The 18750-nt window shown below is 64.0% G+C and carries 13 protein-coding genes; 7 read left to right on the plus strand and 6 right to left on the minus strand.

What is annotated here, in order from left to right; genetic code table 11:
- Positions 1 to 2 precede the first annotated feature (2 nt).
- From E7T10_RS00965 to E7T10_RS00975, 3 genes are all read right to left on the minus strand, one after another.
- Positions 3 to 1679, minus strand: coding sequence for a TadG family pilus assembly protein (locus tag E7T10_RS00965; protein ID WP_137720351.1), 1677 nt, complete (start codon positions 1677 to 1679; stop codon positions 3 to 5).
- Positions 1679 to 2104, minus strand: coding sequence for a TadE/TadG family type IV pilus assembly protein (locus E7T10_RS00970; RefSeq protein WP_137720352.1), 426 nt, complete (start codon positions 2102 to 2104; stop codon positions 1679 to 1681). The genes E7T10_RS00965 and E7T10_RS00970 overlap by 1 nt, the downstream gene beginning before the upstream one ends.
- A 294-nt stretch (positions 2105 to 2398) precedes the next feature.
- Positions 2399 to 3106: a response regulator transcription factor gene (locus E7T10_RS00975; protein ID WP_137720353.1), complete on the minus strand. Its 708-nt coding sequence runs from the start codon at positions 3104 to 3106 to the stop codon at positions 2399 to 2401.
- Positions 3107 to 3445: 339 nt separating this feature from the next.
- Here E7T10_RS00975 and E7T10_RS00980 point away from each other — a divergent pair, with 339 nt between their 5' ends.
- From E7T10_RS00980 to E7T10_RS15825, 5 genes are all read left to right on the plus strand, one after another.
- Positions 3446 to 4036 carry a hypothetical protein gene (locus E7T10_RS00980; protein WP_137720354.1) on the plus strand — a complete coding sequence of 197 codons (591 nt, stop codon included), beginning with the start codon at positions 3446 to 3448 and terminating at the stop codon, positions 4034 to 4036.
- 78 nt (positions 4037 to 4114) lie between these two features.
- The gene (locus tag E7T10_RS00985) at positions 4115 to 4864 is read left to right on the plus strand and encodes a fimbria/pilus periplasmic chaperone (RefSeq protein WP_137720355.1); all 750 of its coding nucleotides are present in this window, start codon (positions 4115 to 4117) and stop codon (positions 4862 to 4864) included.
- 9 nt (positions 4865 to 4873) lie between these two features.
- Positions 4874 to 7462 (plus strand): fimbria/pilus outer membrane usher protein, encoded by a 2589-nt coding sequence (locus tag E7T10_RS00990; protein ID WP_137720356.1) that lies wholly within the window; start codon positions 4874 to 4876, stop codon positions 7460 to 7462.
- A 94-nt stretch (positions 7463 to 7556) separates the two neighbouring features.
- The gene (locus E7T10_RS00995; protein WP_137720357.1) at positions 7557 to 8399 is read left to right on the plus strand and encodes a hypothetical protein; all 843 of its coding nucleotides are present in this window, start codon (positions 7557 to 7559) and stop codon (positions 8397 to 8399) included.
- A 176-nt stretch (positions 8400 to 8575) separates the two neighbouring features.
- The gene (locus E7T10_RS15825; protein ID WP_210416128.1) at positions 8576 to 9247 is read left to right on the plus strand and encodes a LuxR C-terminal-related transcriptional regulator; all 672 of its coding nucleotides are present in this window, start codon (positions 8576 to 8578) and stop codon (positions 9245 to 9247) included.
- A 259-nt stretch (positions 9248 to 9506) separates the two neighbouring features.
- Here the strand turns inward: E7T10_RS15825 and E7T10_RS01005 are convergent, their stop codons facing one another.
- Together E7T10_RS01005 and E7T10_RS01010 are read right to left on the minus strand one after the other, a co-directional pair.
- Positions 9507 to 11822 (minus strand): EAL domain-containing protein, encoded by a 2316-nt coding sequence (locus tag E7T10_RS01005; RefSeq protein WP_168189862.1) that lies wholly within the window; start codon positions 11820 to 11822, stop codon positions 9507 to 9509.
- 89 nt (positions 11823 to 11911) lie between these two features.
- Positions 11912 to 15058, minus strand: coding sequence for a FecR domain-containing protein (locus E7T10_RS01010; protein WP_137720359.1), 3147 nt, complete (start codon positions 15056 to 15058; stop codon positions 11912 to 11914).
- A 403-nt stretch (positions 15059 to 15461) separates the two neighbouring features.
- Between E7T10_RS01010 and E7T10_RS01015 the strand changes: the two genes are divergently transcribed.
- The gene (locus E7T10_RS01015; protein WP_168189863.1) at positions 15462 to 16988 is read left to right on the plus strand and encodes a ShlB/FhaC/HecB family hemolysin secretion/activation protein; all 1527 of its coding nucleotides are present in this window, start codon (positions 15462 to 15464) and stop codon (positions 16986 to 16988) included.
- Positions 16989 to 17585: 597 nt separating this feature from the next.
- Entirely contained in the window at positions 17586 to 17852 is a 267-nt protein-coding gene (locus E7T10_RS01020) for a hypothetical protein (RefSeq protein WP_137720361.1), read from the plus strand.
- Positions 17853 to 17868: 16 nt separating this feature from the next.
- Here the strand turns inward: E7T10_RS01020 and E7T10_RS01025 are convergent, their stop codons facing one another.
- Positions 17869 to 18684 (minus strand): hypothetical protein, encoded by an 816-nt coding sequence (locus E7T10_RS01025; protein WP_210416129.1) that lies wholly within the window; start codon positions 18682 to 18684, stop codon positions 17869 to 17871.
- Positions 18685 to 18750: the final 66 nt, after the last annotated feature.

An 18750-nucleotide genomic window follows, 5' to 3' on the forward strand; every position in this document is an offset into this window, starting at 1 on the left:
GTTCAGCCGACCAGACGCGGGGTCGCGCGCCCCAGCGCCGGGCAGGACAGGCCGTGGACCGTCACATCGGCCTCGCCCAGCTTCAGGCCCAACAGGTCCAGCACGGGATTGAGCGCGCCGTCCAGCACCGGCCCCAGCGGCTCCAGCAGCCGCCCCAGGGCCTTGGTCAGATCGCCGAGTCCCAGGCCCAGGCCGATCACATTCACATCCACGTCCAGGCGCGCCAGCAGGCTGGCCACCGCACCGCTCGCGAAACCGCGTGAGGCCATGGTCTTGGCGCGCTGGTTTTCGATGTCGCCCGCGTCGAACCTCAGCGATCTGAAACCGGCGTCCGCCGCCTCGACATCCGCCTTGCCGGTAATGCTGACCAGGCCCAGGACCGACAACAGGGTCGCGCGCTGGGGCGTCAGCGGGGTCTTGAAGTCGCCCAGCCTGGCCTCGTCCACCACACCGATCGATGCGCGCGCCAGGCCCGGCCGCACATCGACCTCGACAGCGCGCGCCGGATCGCAGGACAGCGACTTCAGCCGCGCCTCGGACGCCGCCAGTTCGATCAGGATCGGCAGTTCGACCCGCGCCAGACCCGACAGGGATTGCGCGGTCTTGGCCCGCACATAGAGCCGCGCCTGGGCCGTGCGGATGATCGGCTGGCCGTTGGCCGTCACCGTCAGCCAGGGCGAGCGATTGGGCCGTTCTCCGATCGCCAGGCTCGTCTTCAGATCGGCCAGCCCCGCCGGCACGCCCAGGTTCAGCGCGATCTGTCGATCCCCGCCCCCGACCTCCAGCATGGCCATGACCAGATCCATGGCCGACACCGAGGCGTCCAGCCCTTCGCGGATCCCGTCCGGCGATCGCGCCTCCAGCCCGATCAGGTCACCCAGCCGGACCTTCGTCCCGACCGAGGCCGAGGCCAGCTTGCCCAGCGCCCCGCCGTCCTGGCCGCCCGCCACCCGCTCCAGCACCCTCAGCGCACGGCCGGCGTCGACCTGGGTCGCCAGAAGCCGGTCGTAGTCGCCGATCTGGACGCCCAGATCGGTCGCCAGGGCGTCGGTGAGCCCCAGCAGATTGACGTCGAGATCGATCAGACGGCGATAGTCCATGACGCTGAGCGACACCTTGGACCCGGTCAGGCCGCCGAGCAGTTGGTTGGCCACGCCGCCGTCCAGTCGCGCGAGACGCGACCCGATGGAGATCATGGCGTTGGGCGTCGCCCCGCCCGTCGTCGCCGTGGCCCGGCGGGTGACCCGCACCTGATCGCGGCCCAGCAACAGCGGCGTGAAGAACATCGGCGCGCGGCTGGTGACCTCGACCCGCGCGGCGTTCGGCTTCACGCCACCCGTCATGAACCGGTCATTGCGCGACTTGGCCGGATCGGGCGTATAGACGCCCAGCGCCGTCGCCACCGTGACCGAGACGTCGGGCGCGACATTGGCCTCGACCGTCGCCTGGGCCGCGCGCGAGACTGCGCCCTCGCCCTGCGCCAGGTTTCGCACCGCCGACAGCGCCGCGAGATCCGCCGCCCCCTGAACCCGCCGGGTGTGCAGCACCAGAACGCCCAGGTCGATCACCGCCGCCGTGAACAGACACAACAGACCGCCCGCGACCGCCGCGATCACCGCCACCGCCCCACGCCGATCGGCGCCGAACCGGAGCCGCAGACAAGGCGCCCGGACGTTCATCAATAGTCGCCCACATGGATGACCGCCGACCGCCGAATGACGGACGGTGGACGCGGCAGCATCCCGCCCAGCGCCATGATCAGACTGTCGCTCGCGTCATAAACCACGACGACCCGCAGCCGCCCGGCGTCCTCCCTCACCTCGATGGTCGTGTGATCGGGGTTCAGCGCCACGCCCCGCACCGCCTCGCTGACCTCGCGCCGCGCCAGACCGTCGCGCTCGGCCGCGTCCAGTCCCCCGATCGCCGCCCTGGCCCCCTCCGACGCCAGCGCCTGAACCGACTGGGCCATCAGAAACCAGCCGCCATAGACGACGATGCCGATCAGCAGCAGGACCAGGATCGGCCCCACCAACGCAAACTCCACCGCCGCCACGCCCTCGCGCCCGCGTCGCCTAGCTGAAGGACCGTGTCCGAACGTCCGCATGCCAACCTCACGATTGCTCGTTTGGGTTGTATATCAGGCGCGGTTAAGGGTTCGTGTGGCCGGTGCCATCGCCATTATACAGTTTAGCGTAGGTACAATCGCGCGAGCACCTAGGCATCTGCTCGGCTCCAATAGCGAGCCGGGAGATCGAGACGAAAATTGGAGCGGCTCTGAAGGTGTAGCGCTGTCGGCCCTTGCGTCGCGGACCGACCGACGATTCCACGCAATGGTACGCCAACATGGAACCTAGGTCTTCGCCCGGATCGCGCCGGCAGAGAGCCCGATGTTTCCTATCTAAAGACCCGCGAAGTCGACGGCCTTGGCGAACAACTCGCCACGACTGCTGACGTCCAACTTGCGATAGGCATGCTTGATGTGTGTGCGCAGTGTCTCGATGGAGATGTCCTGCTTCTGAGCAATACGCCCCGTCTCCATCCCCGCCAACATCATCGTCACGATGTGTTTTTCGCAGGGTGTCAGATGGTGGATCTGGAGCATTGCTTCATACGAAACACGGTCCGCCATTCGGTGTGCGGCAAACCCAATACTGTCGTCGTCGCCAGGTATCAGTTGTTGACAGCGCAACAGCCATTGTCGGTCGGCATCCGTCGATGTGACAGCATAGATCGCTCGGCCGGGCACAGCGTCTTTCAAAAGCCGAGCCAGCGCCGCAGCCGTCTGTGCACTGTCGGAGACAAGATGGTCGTCAATGACCCGAAAAACGCCGGCGTCGTTCAACATGCGGTAAGCGGCTTCGTTCGCCCAACCGATGCGTCCCGATCGTGAAAGCAACATCCTGGCGCGGGGGTCGATATTGACCCACGCCGCGATAGCCCGAGACCAGGGCGGTATGCGCTCGGCGTCATTATCGAAGTTCAGGTTCGCCTGTCGTGGATCGCAGTCGCCGATTTCACTCCCGACAGCAAGAAAGCCCGTCACGCCCACAATCATCTCAACCCTCCCTCGTGGCTGGGCCTCGATGCTCGACACGTAAACAGCCATTCCAAGCGTCGAGCGTTCTCAGGCGCAGTTCACCACACCGTCCTATCCACAGACCGGGTCAATTGACATACCCGAGTTAGGGGAGTGGCGACCGTCGAAGCCGATCCAACTCAATACCGCCCGCCAAGCAGTATCGGGCTATCCAGCGAACACGCTGGCGCATCCTTAAGGTGTGTCCTTGCACCATCAATATTGATGCACACATCGACTAGACAATCATCGATAGTGTCTTTGACGATGCGACGCCGCCTCCAGCGGTGAATAGATGATGACACCACGACATTGTGGCGCCCACCCAGTTCCATTGGGCGGGAAGATATTGAAAAGCTGGAGGATATTATGCGGACCTATACTATTGCGGCGGCGACTGCCGTCGCGGCCCTGCTGGCGATGCCGGCTGTGTCGAGCGCACAGACCAATGTGACCGTCTCGACCACCGTGACCAACTTCTGCGGCATCGGCTTGGCCAATGTTGCAGGCGGAAACGTCGCGGTCGCCAACGGCGTACGTCAAAAGGTCACTACATTGCGGATGTCGTGCAACGCCGCCAGCGGCGCCAAACTGACGTCAAGCGCCGCCAACGGCGACTTTAAGTCGGCGGCAGGCAAGCTGATCAACTACGATTGGGATCTGTCCGTGCCGGAAATCCCGAGCCTGGGCTTTGCGGCCAACGACACCTATCCCGGCGAACCTGCCCAAGTCACCAACTCCGGCGGCTATAGCCAGAAGCTGGCTGACGGCGTCTTTGCCGATCTGTTCCTGAACCTCTGCTACAACGTTCCCGGCGGCAGCGGCGTGGGCGGAACGCAGGGCGATCCGAGCAACCCCGGCTCTTCAGGTTGCGCTGCCGCCCCCTCGGGTCCAGGCGCCGCCTCGGCTCCGGCCGGAACCTATACGGAAACCTTCACCTTCTCGCTCGATCCCGCTTGATCGTCGCGAAATGCAGGGGCCGCCCTCGGACGGCCCCTGCTTCTTCTTCAGGGGTCTGACAGCATAAGGGGGGTAACAATGACGCTTCGTGCACTCGCGACACTGATGGCCGCAACGGCCTTGACGACAGTCTTGATGGCAGGGTCGACGTCACCAGCCGAGGCCATGGACGTCTCGCCCATGATCTCGAAGGTCACGCCGTCCGGCAGTGGGGCCAGCTATCGGATGACCGTCAGGAACGACAGCGCCACACCGGCGACGGTCGAAATCGAGACTTATCGTATGCAGGTCGATGCTAACGGCGCGCGGTCTCTAGTCGAAGACGACAAAGACATCACGGTGTTTCCTGTCCAGTCCGTCATCCCGGCCAATCGCGAACAGGTGATCCAAGTCCGCTACACAGGCGACGCGACCGAAGAGGGCCGCATGTATCTGGTCCGCGCGGCTCAGTTGCCGATCAACATGCAGACAATGCCCGGCGACAGCGGCGTTGGCGCTGACATCCAGGTCGCTTTCACCATCAATACCTATGTGTTCGTCGCCCCGCCCAGGGCTCGCGCCGAAGTGCAGGTTACTGCGGTGTCACGCCAGCCGAATGGCGACGTCATCTTGACCGCCCACAACTCAGGGACCGGCTTCGCCTATATCCGTGAGTCCAGGATCATCCTGAAGACAGCGGACGGAAAAATGCATGAGGTGCCGGCCGCCGAAGTGGATGTCGGAGAGGTCAGTGTGATCGCCGGCGGCGCTACGCGGCAGGTTAAGATACCGGCGGCCCTCGTCGCATCGGCATCCGGCGACCTCACCGCTTCCATCGTGCTGCTGTGAGGGCCGGCGATGGCCCGCAAGTCCCTCAAGGGCGGGCGGTCCGGAGCGCGAACCGCTTTTCGCCGCATCGGGGCCGTCGCCTGCATGGGAGGCGGGTTGGCGAGCGTGGCGCATGCCGCACCCGTCGTGCTGACCGATGAGGTCATGCGCACGGCCCCACCGGACTATTCCGCCGTCGTAGCCATCGATCGAGGCGAAAGCGACAGCCCCGTCGGCGAAGCTTCGCCGCCCATTCAGGACCAGTCTCCCTCGGTCAGGCCGTCCTCGGTTTTTACGCCGATCCAGGGACCGCTAACGCTCGATGGCAAATATCTTGGCGACATCAGCGGCTCGGTCGACGCCCAGGGCCAGGGATTGGTGGATGCGACAGCCCTGTTGGACTTGTTGAAGCCTCAGATCGGGCCCGAACTCTTCACCGTTCTGACAGGCCGGATCGCGACACAGACCAAGGTCAATATGGCGGACCTTGTCAGCGACACCTTCTCTTTAACCTTCGATCCTCTTTCCCTGACCTTCGTGGCGACTTCCACGCCGGAAAGCCGAGCGCGTCGCGATGTCGGCTTCTCCCAAACCCCGGTGATCGACCCTGCCGCCTTCGATCAACCGGCGGACTTTTCGGCCGGCGCGAACATCACCCTGGCCCAACTCTACTCCCACACCGACACTCGTTTTTCGCCGCTGCAGGGCGGCGTCGACTTTTTCGCCAACCTCGGCGGGTTTGACGGCGTCACGCTGACCACCGGCGTCGATTACGATGGAAACAACGAGCAAGGCCGCTGGCAGCGCCGCGAAATCCGTCTGACCAAGGACATCTTCAACTCCGCTGTACGTTTGACCGCCGGCGAGTTCGCGCCGCCGATCGACAGTTTTCAGGGCTCGCAAAGGTTTTTGGGGCTATCGGCCGCACGCGCATATTCAACCATTCGACCATTCCAGAACGTGCGTCCTGCTGGCCGCCGGCAGTTCATCCTAGACCGTCCGGCCTTGGTCGTCGTCGAGGTCAACGGCGTGGTGGCGGAACGGATCCGTCTGGACGCCGGCCCCTACTCCATTGGCGACTTTCCCTTCGCGCAGGGCGCCAACACGGTTCGCCTGCTCGTCGAAGACGACAGCGGTCGGCGCGAGATCGCTGTGTTCGACCTGTTCGGCGGCGCCGGGCTGCTGGATCGCGGCGTGTTGGATTTTGGGGTGTCGGCCGGACTGCTGGAAGAAGGCGGAGATCTACAATACGGCTCGACGCTGGCCGCGAGCGGCTTTGTGCGCAAGGGCCTGTCCGATGTTCTGACCGTCGGCGTCAACGCTCAGATCGCCGACCGAAAGGGGCAAGCCGGCGCAATAGCGACATGGGGTTCCAAACTGGGTCTGATCCAGCTGAGCAGCGCCGCCAGCCATAACGGCGACACCGGAAAAAACGGCTACGTCGCCTCTGTCGATTATCTCCTTGAAAGGACTTTGGGCAAGAACGCTGAAGCGCGTCTTGTGGCGTCGGCCCAGGCGACCAGCCGCTATTTTCAGAACGCCTTCGACCCGTCCGCCTTCAACAACGAGAAATGGCGCGCCGCCGCGCGGCTGCTTGTGCGTTTTCGTGACTATTCGATCAGCGGCGGCGTCGCCTTTGTAAAGGGTCGCGAACAAAAAGATCGCACCGATTTCAGCCTGGGCCTGGGCCGCACTTTCCGTCGTTTCGCGGTCAATCTGGCCTGGCAGCGCGGGTCCACCGAAGATGGCCGCGACGAGGACCGCTTCGGATTGACGCTGACGTCGCGTTTCGGCGGGCGCTGGAGCACCACCGCGCGCTACGACAGTGACAACGACCTGCGTGAGGTTGGGGTGTCACGCGCATCCTCGGGCCGCCTCAATGACTTGAGCGGCGACCTGCGGCTGTCGCAAGATCGAACCAACCAAGCGATCACGGCGGACCTGCGCTACATCAATAATCGGTTCGACGCCGAACTCGTATCGAACCGGCTGGTTTCGTCCGAGCCCGGCGGGGTCACGCGCCAGGAGTCGCTGTGGCGACTGTCGACGATGATCGGTTACGCCGGCGGCGCCTTTGGCGTGGGACGTTTGGCGCGCGAGGGCTTCGTCATCGCAACGCCCCACCCTACCCTGTCTCGTTCGCGCATCAAGCTGACGGATTCCAGCGGCTATACGGTCGCGCACAGCGGATGGCTGGGGCCGGCTCTGGTCGGGTTGGGTCGCGGCTATGGCGTCAATCGCTACGAGATCGAGGCCGATCCGTTGCCGCAGGGCTATGACCTGGGCAGCGGCGTCATCAACATCTTCCCTGGCTACGGCAACGGTTATCGCTTCGTGGTGGGTAGCGACGCGTCGCGCACCGCGCGAGGCGTCCTGATGTCCGCCACTGGGCCGGTCGCTCTGGCCGGCGGCGTCATCCAGGCGGCAGGCGCACCGGCCGATGCCGAGGGCAAGCCCTTCTTCACCAACCGGTCCGGACGGTTCGTCGCCGATGGCCTGGCTCCGGGCCGCTATCGCTTGGTGATCCAGGGCGCCGTGGTGGGAGAATTCGTCATTCCCGAGAGAGTGGAAGGAACAGTCGATGTCGGCGAAATCCGCACGTCTCCGCCGTCGCCGTAGGCGCAAGACGCACGGTGACCGAAAGATCCGGGTTCCAACCTGGTCTGAAACGCTGACCGTCATCGTCTCGCTGGTCCTGGCGGCTATCCTGGCCGTGACCGCCTCTAAGGCGAGAGCCTGCGACCTTGCCCTGACCCAGAACCCCAACACTGTCGTCATCAACTACAATCCCTTCGCTGCGGGACCGTCGAGCGGCGCCATCGATTTGGGCCTGAAGAACCAGACAGATGAGGCCTGCGAGCTGCGGCTGTCCTTCGTTGACGACGGCGGGGCGATTGTTTCCCGGCTGGACCTTGGGGGCGTGGGGGTGCAGTTTCGTCCGCGAGAGGCGTCGGGGCTTCAGACGTCTGACGTCGAGCCTGGAGTCTTGCGCTACACTCTCGCAGGCAAGGCGACAGGTCAGGCGCAGTTGGACGCCGCCATCGTCGTGGACGCCGTGCCGGACGCAGGAACCTACGCCAGCGACCTGAAGCTGCTGGTCAAGGACGCTGATGGGACGGCTTTGCTTGCCCCAATCCCGGTCCGGTTGCAGCTGGTATCCACGCCCCGAGCACAACTGAATCTGGCTGGCGCCGCCGGAGCCTTTGGTTCGGGTTCCAGTGTGGAGGTGGTCGATTTCGGTGACGCCTCTACCGGCCTGACGCGGCGCATCTTCATCCAGGTCCGCGCCAACGCACCGTCGGTCATCGCGATCACGTCCGAACATCGCGGCCTGATGCAACGTCAGGGCGATGCGGAGACGGCGTCCAGCGTCGCCTACGCGGTCGAGCTGGACGGGACGCCGGTCGATTTACAGGCGCCGTGGACCAAGGAGGTCGATCCGCCCCGGACCCTCGCCGGCATATCGCTGCCGATGCTGTTTACCTTGGGCAAGATCAAGGATCAGATGGCCGGTCGCTATCAGGATGTGCTCGCCATCGACATATCGCCCCGCTGACGAGAGATACCCCATCATGGTTAGCCCATAGCGGCGATTACGACGCGGCCTTCAAACTGTTAACAAAGTTAATGCGATGAGCCGGCTGTTTTGAGGAGCCGGCACACACAGATCGTAAGCTCGAGGCCGACAGCTCTATCCGGGTTTTTGACGGCCTGCGGAAAGGGGTGGCGCAAATGTATGAGCAAAAGATTGGGTCGGCGTCGCGAACAGACGGCCGTGCTGTTTCAGCAATCCTGCAAGGAGAGTTTGGGCAGCGCCGGACGCCAATCAGGTCAAACGGAAATCCGACACCCCTGCCTCGTGCGGACTGCACCGCCTGGTTCGAACACGACATTCACGCCCGTTTTGTTCTGGATCCTCAGGGCTGCGTGATCCACGCCAACGCCAAGGCCAGAGCCATGATTGCAGCCGGTGTGCTGGGCGCTGGCGGGGCTTTCATCTGTCCCTCCCATCGCAATCGTGGCGAGTTCGACGCCTTGGCCAACCGTCTGCTGCAAGGACGACAATCCCACGGCCGCCTTCTGTTTCGCGCAGGCGATGACGCCTGGTGCCTGCTGGATCTGGCGACGGCGCCCGATGCGATTGACCGCATCTTCGCCACGGCGCGCCCGGCCCGTTGCATGGGCGTGGAGGTTATGGAGCCGCTGCGCGCTATTTTCGGTCTGACCCGGGCTGAACTCCTGGTCCTATCCCATCTGACCCAAGGCGAGGCGCCAAAGGACATCAGCCGAAAGATGGATATGTCGATCCACACTGTCCGCGCCCACCTGCGCGCCATCTGCATGCGCATGGGCGTCAAAGGCATTACCGGCGCCCTGAGATTGAGCTTTCAACTCATAAACTGACGCTCGTTTCGCAAAGCCATCAGAAACGTCCGCCGCACGCCTCCAAGGTCTTCCATCAAGACAAACGCTGAGCTGGGCCACACGCCGTCGGCGGCGCGGTTTGCGGAATCCGGTGACGTGCTGGATGCTGATTAGACCATCCGAGCCGAGCGCCGACTTTCAACAAAGGTTCAAAATAACTGTCACCACGCGTCCATGAACACTGAAACGTGGTCAATCGCGTGCTGCCTCAAGTCTCATGTTACGATCGCCTCAAGCTCTATGCAGCGTTACCTCGGCAGGGGCCGGACGAAGCTTTTGTGCTTTCAGATGGTGTCAAAAAACTCACCAGACTTTCAAAAGGCAGCGGTCGCGAGATCCAGTAGCCCTGGATGGTGTCGCACCCCAATGTTGCCAAGACATCAAACACTTCCCTGGTCTCGACGCCCTCAGCGACGACGGTCATGCCCAAGCCGTGGGCCAGATCGACGGTGGATTTGATGATCAGACGATCGCGTGCGCTGTTGACGACATCAAGGATCAGAGATCGGTCGATCTTCAACTCGTCGGCGTTCAGAATTTTCAGATAGCTGAGCGAAGATAGGCCGGCGCCGTAGTCGTCGATCGAAATCCGCACCCCCGCCGACCGATAGGCCGCGATCGCCTGGGCCGCGATCTTCGGGTTTTCGATGACGGCAGTCTCAGTGATTTCGAAGATGAGATCGGCGTCGCAGCCCTCGATCAACTGAAGCGCACGCGCTTGGAAGGCCTCGTCCACAAGGAGCCGTCCCGAAACATTCAGAGCGATCGCCAAATGAACGCCCTGAGCCTTAAGCGCGGCCTGATCCTCGATCGCTTTGATGATGCTCCACTCTGTCAGGACCCTGATCTGTCCCGTCTGCTCGGCGATGGGAATGAACAGGTCCGGCCCGATCCGACCGCGAACGGGATGATGCCAGCGGCAGAGCGCCTCGACCGAAGCCGTTGAGCCATCCGAGGTCTTCCGCTTCGGCTGATAGTGCAGACTGACGTCGCTCCTGCGCAGGGCGTCGCGAAGTTCCGACATCAGGGCGAGGTTGTTGTCGGGATCGACAAAAGTCGCCTCGTCATACAGCACCGTACGGTCGTCCGAGAGATCGGCCTGGTTTAGCGCCGTCGTCGCCCGTTCGATCAGGGCGTCGCCGCTCGCCGATTGCCTATCCTGCGAGGCGCTGCCGATGCGGACGAACAGATCCAGCGGCTGGCCGTCGACTGTGAAGGTCGTCTCTACGGCGCGAAGAGATCTGGCCAGGGCGTGTTGCTGATCCGCGGACAGATCGGCCCGCGAGAAGGCGAGCACCGAGGACGCAATTTGCGCCACCAGGTCCACTTCGGCCAAATCGGCCAAGCGATCGGCAAGCTGGACCATCAAGGTGTTGGCGACGTCATAACCGACGACCCCGCGCATTTCCGCATGGCGATCCACGCCGATCGCAAAGACGGCGACGTTCGTCTCGGCTGTGGCGATGAGATCGTCGATGCCCGCCAGCAGGGCTCGGCGGTTTGGAATCCCGGTTTCCGGCTGATGCATCGCCAGATGAAGCAGGCCGGCCTCTCGCGCCTGCACGATCGCCTTGGCCTGCCTCGTCAGCTCGACGCGGGTCGCCCAGATCGCCATCAGTGTCTGCGTGAAAAGAAGCGCGGCGATGTCGATGCTAACCGGCAACAAGGCCTGAAGCACGACCGGCGCGATCACGATCAAGGCCGTGACGGCGACATGGCGCACGACTAACCGCCACAGAGCAGCGCCCCCGCTTCTGACGGGCTGCAGCGCCGCGACGAGTCCGGCGCAGAGGATCAGAAGAGCCAGCGGGCTGAGGCTGATCAAGGCCCGTCCGCCAGCGATACTTTCGTAGGCGAGGGCGTGGATGATGACGCCGGGCAACAGCCCAACGGGCGTGGCGAACTCGTCGCCGAGTTCCAGGGCCGTCGCCCCCATCAGAACCTTCTTGCCGCGCACGAGCGAGGGGTCGAAGCGGCCGCTATAGACGTTCTCGAAACTGAGGTGGGGGATCGATTTCTGCTCGATCCCGAAATCGACGGTGAAAGCGCCCTGACGCACCGAGGCATCGGCCAGCAGGGCCGCGACCGATGGCGGCGCGTCTTCTGAGGCGCCGTAATCGTAATGGCGCACCCGTCCGTCCCCATCCACCGGCACATTGACCGACGCGAGCAACGACTCGTTCAGAAGCGGCCCGATCGGGCGGTTGCCCGATCTGCGTCTCTCGCCGGCGCCATACGACTCCATCTGCTCAAAGGTCGCCAACGCCACCTGACCAGGATGGCGCGATACCGCCGCCGCCAGCGCCTGATCGGACGCGGGATTGGACGGCGCGCTGAAATCGACATCGACGGCGACCAGGGTCGCGCCGGCCGCAATCAGATTGTCGATCGCTTGGGCATATCGTCGCCGGTCCCATGGCCAGGCTTCTGCGGCGACCAGGCTTCGGGAATCGATCTCGACGATCGTCAGGCTCTGGCTGGCAGGTCGCTCCAGAACCGAGAACCGCGCAGAGGCGATGACGTCGTCTAGGGGCCGGAAGGCGTTCGCAAGCATGCCAACGCCAGCGAACGCCAGGATCAGCACGGACCAAACGACGACAGGAAGTCGACGTCGATCGAGTCCATCAGCAGCGGTGCGCATGGTCACCGTTTCGGAGGCCGAGGACCGCCCTTGCCGGGATCATCCCCACCCGGATTACCGTTGCCGGGGTTGCCGTTGCCCGGGTTGCCCGAGCCCGGATTGCCGTTGCCGGGGTTGCCGTTGCCAGCGTTACCGTTGCCCGGATTGCCCGAGCCGGGGTTGCCGGCGCCGGGGTTGCCCGAGCCGGGATTGCCGTTGCCAGGGTTGCCGTTGCCGGGGTTACCCGAGCCGGGGTTACCCGAGCCGGGGTTACCATTGCCCGGATTGCCGTTGCCAGGGTTGCCCGAGCCGGGGTTGCCGTTGCCGGGGTTGCCGTTGCCGGGGTTACCGTTGCCCGGGTCGCCCGACCCCGGGTTACCATTGCCCGGATTGCCCGAGCCGGGGTTGCCGTTGCCTGGGTTGCCCGAGCCCGGGTTGCCGTTGCCCGGATTGCCGTTGCCGGGGTTGCCGTTGCCAGGGTTGCCGGCGCCGGGGTTGCCCGAGCCGGGGTTGCCGTTGCCGGGGTTACCCGAGCCGGGGTTACCATTGCCCGGATTGCCGTTGCCAGGGTTGCCCGAGCCGGGGTTACCGTTGCCCGGATTGCCCGAGCCGGGGTTGCCGTTGCCAGGGTTGCCGTTGCCGGGGTTGCCGTTGCCGGGGTTACCCGAGCCGGGGTTACCATTGCCCGGATTGCCGTTGCCAGGGTTGCCCGAGCCGGGGTTGCCGTTGCCGGGGTTGCCGTTGCCGGGGTTACCGTTGCCCGGGTCGCCCGACCCCGGGTTACCATTGCCCGGATTGCCCGAGCCGGGGTTGCCGTTGCCAGGGTTGCCGGCGCCGGGGTTGCCGTTGCCAGGGTTGCCCGAGCCGGGGTTGCCGTTGCCAGGGTTGCCGTTGCCTGGGTTGCCCGAGCCCGGGTTGCCGTTGCCCGGATTGCCGTTGCCGGGGTTGCCGTTGCCAGGGTTGCCGGCGCCGGGGTTGCCCGAGCCGGGGTTACCGTTGCCCGGATTGCCCGAGCCGGGGTTGCCGTTGCCAGGGTTGCCGTTGCCGGGGTTGCCGTTGCCAGGGTTGCCCGAGCCCGGATTGCCGTTGCCAGGGTTGCCCGAGCCGGGGTTGCCGTTGCCGGGGTTGCCGTTGCCGGGGTTACCGTTGCCCGGATTGCCGTTGCCAGGGTTGCCCGAGCCGGGGTTGCCGTTGCCGGGGTTGCCGTTGCCGGGGTTACCGTTGCCCGGGTCGCCCGACCCCGGGTTACCATTGCCCGGATTGCCCGAGCCGGGGTTGCCGTTGCCAGGGTTGCCGTTGCCGGGGTTGCCCGAGCCCGGGTTGCCATTGCCCGGATTACCGTTGCCGGGGTTACCGTTGCCGGGATTGCCCGAACCCGGGTTGCCGTTGCCGGGGTTGCCCGAGCCTGGGTTGCCGTTGCCCGGATTGCCCGAGCCTGGGTTGCCGTTGCCAGGGTTGCCATTGCCCGGATTACCGCTGCCGGGGTTACCGTTGCCGGGATTGCCCGAACCCGGGTTGCCGTTGCCGGGGTTGCCATTGCCCGGATTACCGTTGCCGGGATTGCCCGAACCCGGGTTGCCGTTGTCGGGGTTGCCCGAGCCTGGGTTGCCATTGCCCGGATTACCGTTGCCGGGGTTACCGTTGCCGGGATTGCCCGAACCCGGGTTGCCGTTGCCGGGATTGCCCGAACCCGGGTTGCCGTTGCCCGGATTGCCCGAACCCGGGTTGCCGTTGCCGGGGTTGCCCGAGCCTGGGTTGCCGTTGCCCGGGTTGCCATTGCCCGGATTACCGTTGCCGGGGTTGCCCGAGCCTGGGTTGCCGTTGCCGGGGTTGCCCGAGCCTGGGTTGCCATTGCCCGGATTGCCAGCGCCTGGATTGCCGTTGCCAGGGTTGCCGGCGCCAGGGTTGCCGTTGCCGGGGTTGCCCGAGCCCGGATTGCCTGAGCCAGGGTTGCCATTGCCCGGGTTGCCCGAGCCTGGGTTGCCATTGCCCGGATTGCCAGCGCCTGGATTGCCGTTGCCAGGGTTGCCGGCGCCAGGGTTGCCGTTGCCGGGGTTGCCCGAGCCCGGATTGCCTGAGCCAGGGTTGCCATTGCCCGGATTGCCAGCGCCTGGATTGCCGTTGCCAGGGTTGCCGGCGCCAGGGTTGCCGTTGCCGGGGTTGCCCGAGCCCGGATTGCCTGAGCCAGGGTTGCCATTGCCCGGATTGCCAGCGCCTGGATTGCCGTTGCCAGGGTTGCCGGCGCCAGGGTTGCCGTTGCCGGGGTTGCCCGAGCCCGGATTACCGTTGCCGGGGTTGCCCGAGCCAGGGTTAGCGTTGCCGGGATCGCCATTGCCGGGGTTGCCCGAGCCCGGATTACCGTTGCCGGGGTTGCCCGAGCCAGGGTTAGCGTTGCCGGGATCGCCATTGCCGGGGTTACCCGAGCCCGGGTTGCCGTTGCCCGGGTTGCTGGCGCCTGGGTTGCCCGAGCCGGGGTTGCCAGGATTAGTCGCTCCAGGATTGGCGCTGTTACCGGGGCCCGCTGCGGCATTGTTGCTTGCGTTGGTTGCAGCTGGCGGCAGTGAAGCGTTTCCGCTTGAAGCGGAGTTTCCTGCCGCAGCGGTGGACGTCGCAGTTGAAGACGTCGTTGGAACCGAAGTCGTGCTTGTGGTCGTAGCCGATGTTGTCGTCGTCGCGGCCGTCGAGGCGCCTGATGTGGACGCCGTCGCAGTAGTGGCTGCTGGCGCGGCCGCTGGGGGGTTCTGAACCAGACCATCGGTCAAGGCCTCGTAGTCCAGACTCGGCGCCGCAACGGGAGCCGCTTCCGTCGGAACTGCAGCCGCCGGTGTGGAAACCTCGACGCTGGACGGTTGTTGGCGTGGAACCAGGGCGGTGGCGCCCGCCGCCACGTCGCTGACGGCATTGCCGTTATTGGCGCGAACTTCGACCAGACCTTCTGCGACATGCACGCGGTCGCCCATGGGGTCGACGGTGACTGTAAATGTCGTCCCCTTCACCACGGCGGCAAGCAGCGGCGTCTCCACGCGGAAGTGCGGCTGCCTCTGCCGATCGACCTGGAAAAGGGCCGAGCCGAGGTCCTGCAAGACCCGCGTCATGCCACCGACTTCTGGCGCGAGCGTGGTGCGACTGTTCGGCCCTACCACGACCCTTTGCTGACCGTTCGTGATCATCGCACGGCCGTTTCCGCCTGTCGTGACGCTGGTTCCGGTCGGTAATACCTGCCCAACCGAGCCGTTTGCAGCGGGCCGCGCCGGTATGGCCACGCGAACAACGCCCGCCACTTCCCTGATGCGCCATTCATCCGCCAGAGCCTGGGTCGGGTAGCGCACAAAGAAGAAGAGGATCGCGAAGAATATTGCGTATCGATTGGCCAACACACACTCCAGACATTCTGTTTGATGTTCTGGATATCAGGACGTGCCTGCCAAGCTCTTAACTGGTGATATTAACACGATTTTTAGCCCGAACGCCGTAAATGATCTCCTGTGTTTGGAGAACGGCGTGCGTCATATTTTTTCGACTTCATGGTTAAGAACAATCAGCGTCCTGTGGGGGATGGTGGCGGTGCTGACCATGGCTGTCGCGGGACCGGTTCGCGCGGACGCTGAGCCGGCCTCGACGCCGGACGCCGGATGCGCCGGATGTCTGATCCTGACCAGCATGCTGATCCAGGGGGTGAGCGCCTATCCACTCGCCGATCTCGCCGACACCTATGACCAGCAGTTGGCGCGGCGCGTCTCGGTGGACGATCTCGTGCAGTCGGCCAATGCAATCACCGCCCGTTATCGCAACGACGGATATTTTCTGACCCGCGCCGTCGTCGCCGAAACCGACCCCGCCATCGGCGCCGCCCGCATTGTCGTGTTCGAGGGCTATATCTCGGAACTGAAACTGACCGGCGATGGCGCGCAGGCTGTCGAATCGATCCTGAAGCCTTTGGTGAACCAGCGCCCCCTGACCATCGGCGAACTGGATCGCCGTCTGTCGCTGGCGTCCGACGTGCCCGGCGTCAAACTGACCAGTCGCATCGAGCCGATCATCGGCGACCCGGCGCAGCACCGCCTAGTGGTCGAGACGGAAATGGCCGCGGGCAGCGCTGGCGTCTATGCCGACAATCGCGGCTCCGAAACCCAAGGTCCGTGGCAGGTCTATTTGTCCGGCGCCCGCAACTCGACCTTTACGGCCGGCGACCAGATCACATTGGGCGTGCTGACGGTGCCGGATCGCCCTGAAGAGCTCACCTATGTCGATGCGTCCTACTCTGTCATCGCGTCCGGAGGCGGCCGCGTCCGCTTTGGCGTATCGGGCTATGAGACGGATGCGCCGCTTCAGAACGCATCGGGCTGGGTCGGGGGGAGCAGCCGCATGGCCTCGGTCACGCTCTCGCATCCTCTGGTCCGTTCGCGCGACAAGAACCTCTGGCTCAACGCGGGACTGGATGTCCGTCGCGTCGAGCAGAACTACGTCGCCACGGGTCGCACCGACGAGACCCTGACCGTGGCGCGGATGTCGGTGGCGGGACAGCGGCGTTCCAGCTCCGGCTGGATGGCCGGCTCAATTCAGCTATCGAAAGGGATTGACGCCTTCGGCGCCACGACCGAGCGCTCGCCGCTGAATACGCGCTACGACGCGACGGGCGAGTTCTTCAAGGTCAACGCCCAGGTCAGCGCCTATCGCGATCTCAGCAAGTATGTCGGCGTCTATGTCGAGGCCTCAGGCCAATGGTCGGACGACGCCTTGCTCAGCTCCGAAGAGTTCTTCGTCGGCGGCCCGACCTATGGCCGGGCGTATGACTATGGCGAAGCCAGCGGCGACAAGGCCGTCGCCGGGATGATTGAGGCGCGGATCGGATATGATCCCAAGGGCGACCTGATCACCTTCGCCCAGGCCTTCGCCTTCTTCGACACCGCCAAGGTGTGGAACAAGACGCCCGGTCGCGACTGGTCCGAACAGCTGACGTCCGCCGGGGTCGGTTCGCGCATCACCTTCGACCGCAAGACCACCCTTCGTATCGAGTTCGCCAGACCCCTGTCCCGTGCGCCCTATAACCAACATGACAAAGGCTGGCGCACCTTCGTGTCGTTGTCGAAACAGTTTTAAGCGCGCGCAGAAGCTCTCGCGATGCGCTGCGGCGCATCGCCAGGCGACACGGCTTGTTCCTTGATCGCCTTGACGATGCTTTACTCTGTCAGGGCCCCTGATCTTTCTCCCTTTGTTCGGCGATGGGAATGAACGGGGCAGGCCCGATGCGGCGCGAACGGGATGATGCGAGCGATTAAGTGCCTCGACCGAAACCGCTGAGCCATCCAAGGTCCCGTGCTTGGCCTGTTAGTGTAGTCCTTCATGCGCCGGACGGCATGAAGGTCGGACATTAAGGCCAAGTTGTTGTCGGATTAACGAAGGTGGCCTCGTCATTGAGCACTGTACAGTCGTCCGAGACAGAACCTTAACCAATAAATTGAGCTCATTGCTAATCATACAGTCTTAGCAAGATTTAACGCGCAGGGGATAATGTATCGGGACGTCGAGAGAGAACGTCTTATGACCAGTGCTGTCCGAAATGGATATCTTGCTACTGCAGCGCTATTTTCAGCCACGCTGCTGATAACGCAGGCGGCGCACGCGGGTCCCCAAAGCGGGTCATTTCGTCTTCGCGCTACAGTGCCACTTTCCTGCTGGGTCAGGTCTGAGACTGTTATGCAAGCAGTGAGCGGTGCCGAAGGCACGGTGACGGAAGCTTGCAATAATCCTGGCGGCTTCACCGTGACAGCCAATTATCGCCAGTTAAGCGGTGATGAAAGCGCGAGTCTGACATATGGCAACAGCGTGCTGGACCTGTCGGAGACCTCTGGAAAGATTGTCAGTCAGTCCACCCGAGCCGCCATACGAAAAATGAACTATCGGTTCGACGCCGTCAAAGTCGAAACCCCCTTGATTGTGGTTCTGACCATCCGCCCGATTTGATGCGCCGACTTCGGCGCTACATCGGTCGGACTGAGATGGTCAGCACATCAGAATAGCGCCCTGCTCGAAGCCCACTCACGCTTTCGACATCAAACCCGAGACTGAAGCGATCGAACCTCTCTTTCCATCCGCCTACCCGCAGCGACGAGGGCTGGTTCAGCTGGTAACGCTCGCCGTCCAGCACCAAGGCGTAGGGCACGCTCCAGCCGGTTGCTCCTAGTGATAGACGGCCCTGATTTTCAGAAGAGAAGCTGACGACATATCCCCTGGTACTCTGAACCTGCAGTTGAAGGGGAGACTGATGCAGCCCTTTGGAAAGTTCACCAAGGTCGACTGTTGCTCCAGACCCTGCGCGACGACTAACGGCGCCTGCAAGCTGGATGGCAGTGACAGGACGGACTTGGAGTTCGAGCGAAAGGTCGCGACTCGTCAGGACATCCTGTTCTCGCCCGACCGCCTGTAGCCTGAGTTTCTGGGAGAACGACCCGTCTCCGCGAAGCTGGGAGGCGTCCACCACGAAAGACAATAACCGTGTCACGGTCTCCCCCGGCCCCACAGCGAGAGGACGACCCCTCATCGTTTGCGAGCTTCTGCCGGCACGGGGCGTCAGGTCTCGGCTCGCTTCCTCATCTACTAGCGTATAGGGCACGCGATCAGTTCCGAGGCCAGCCAGGCCATAGGGTTCGTCTAGTAATTCCGCTTCTAGCGCGCCCAGGCATGTTCCCGTACCCGAGTTCGTCAGCGCGAGCTGAAACTGCTTGAACGGAACTTCTGCACCAAACGGATCATAATCCTCTATCGACCACCTGGCGCTCACGACATTAATGATCAACCGGCAGTCTGACGGTTTCGACGATGTAACCTGAGCCCGGACAGGTGCAGCTGAAAGTGCAGCCAA

The organism is Brevundimonas sp. SGAir0440, from assembly GCF_005484585.1.
In the GTDB taxonomy this organism is placed as follows: Bacteria; Pseudomonadota; Alphaproteobacteria; order Caulobacterales; family Caulobacteraceae; genus Brevundimonas.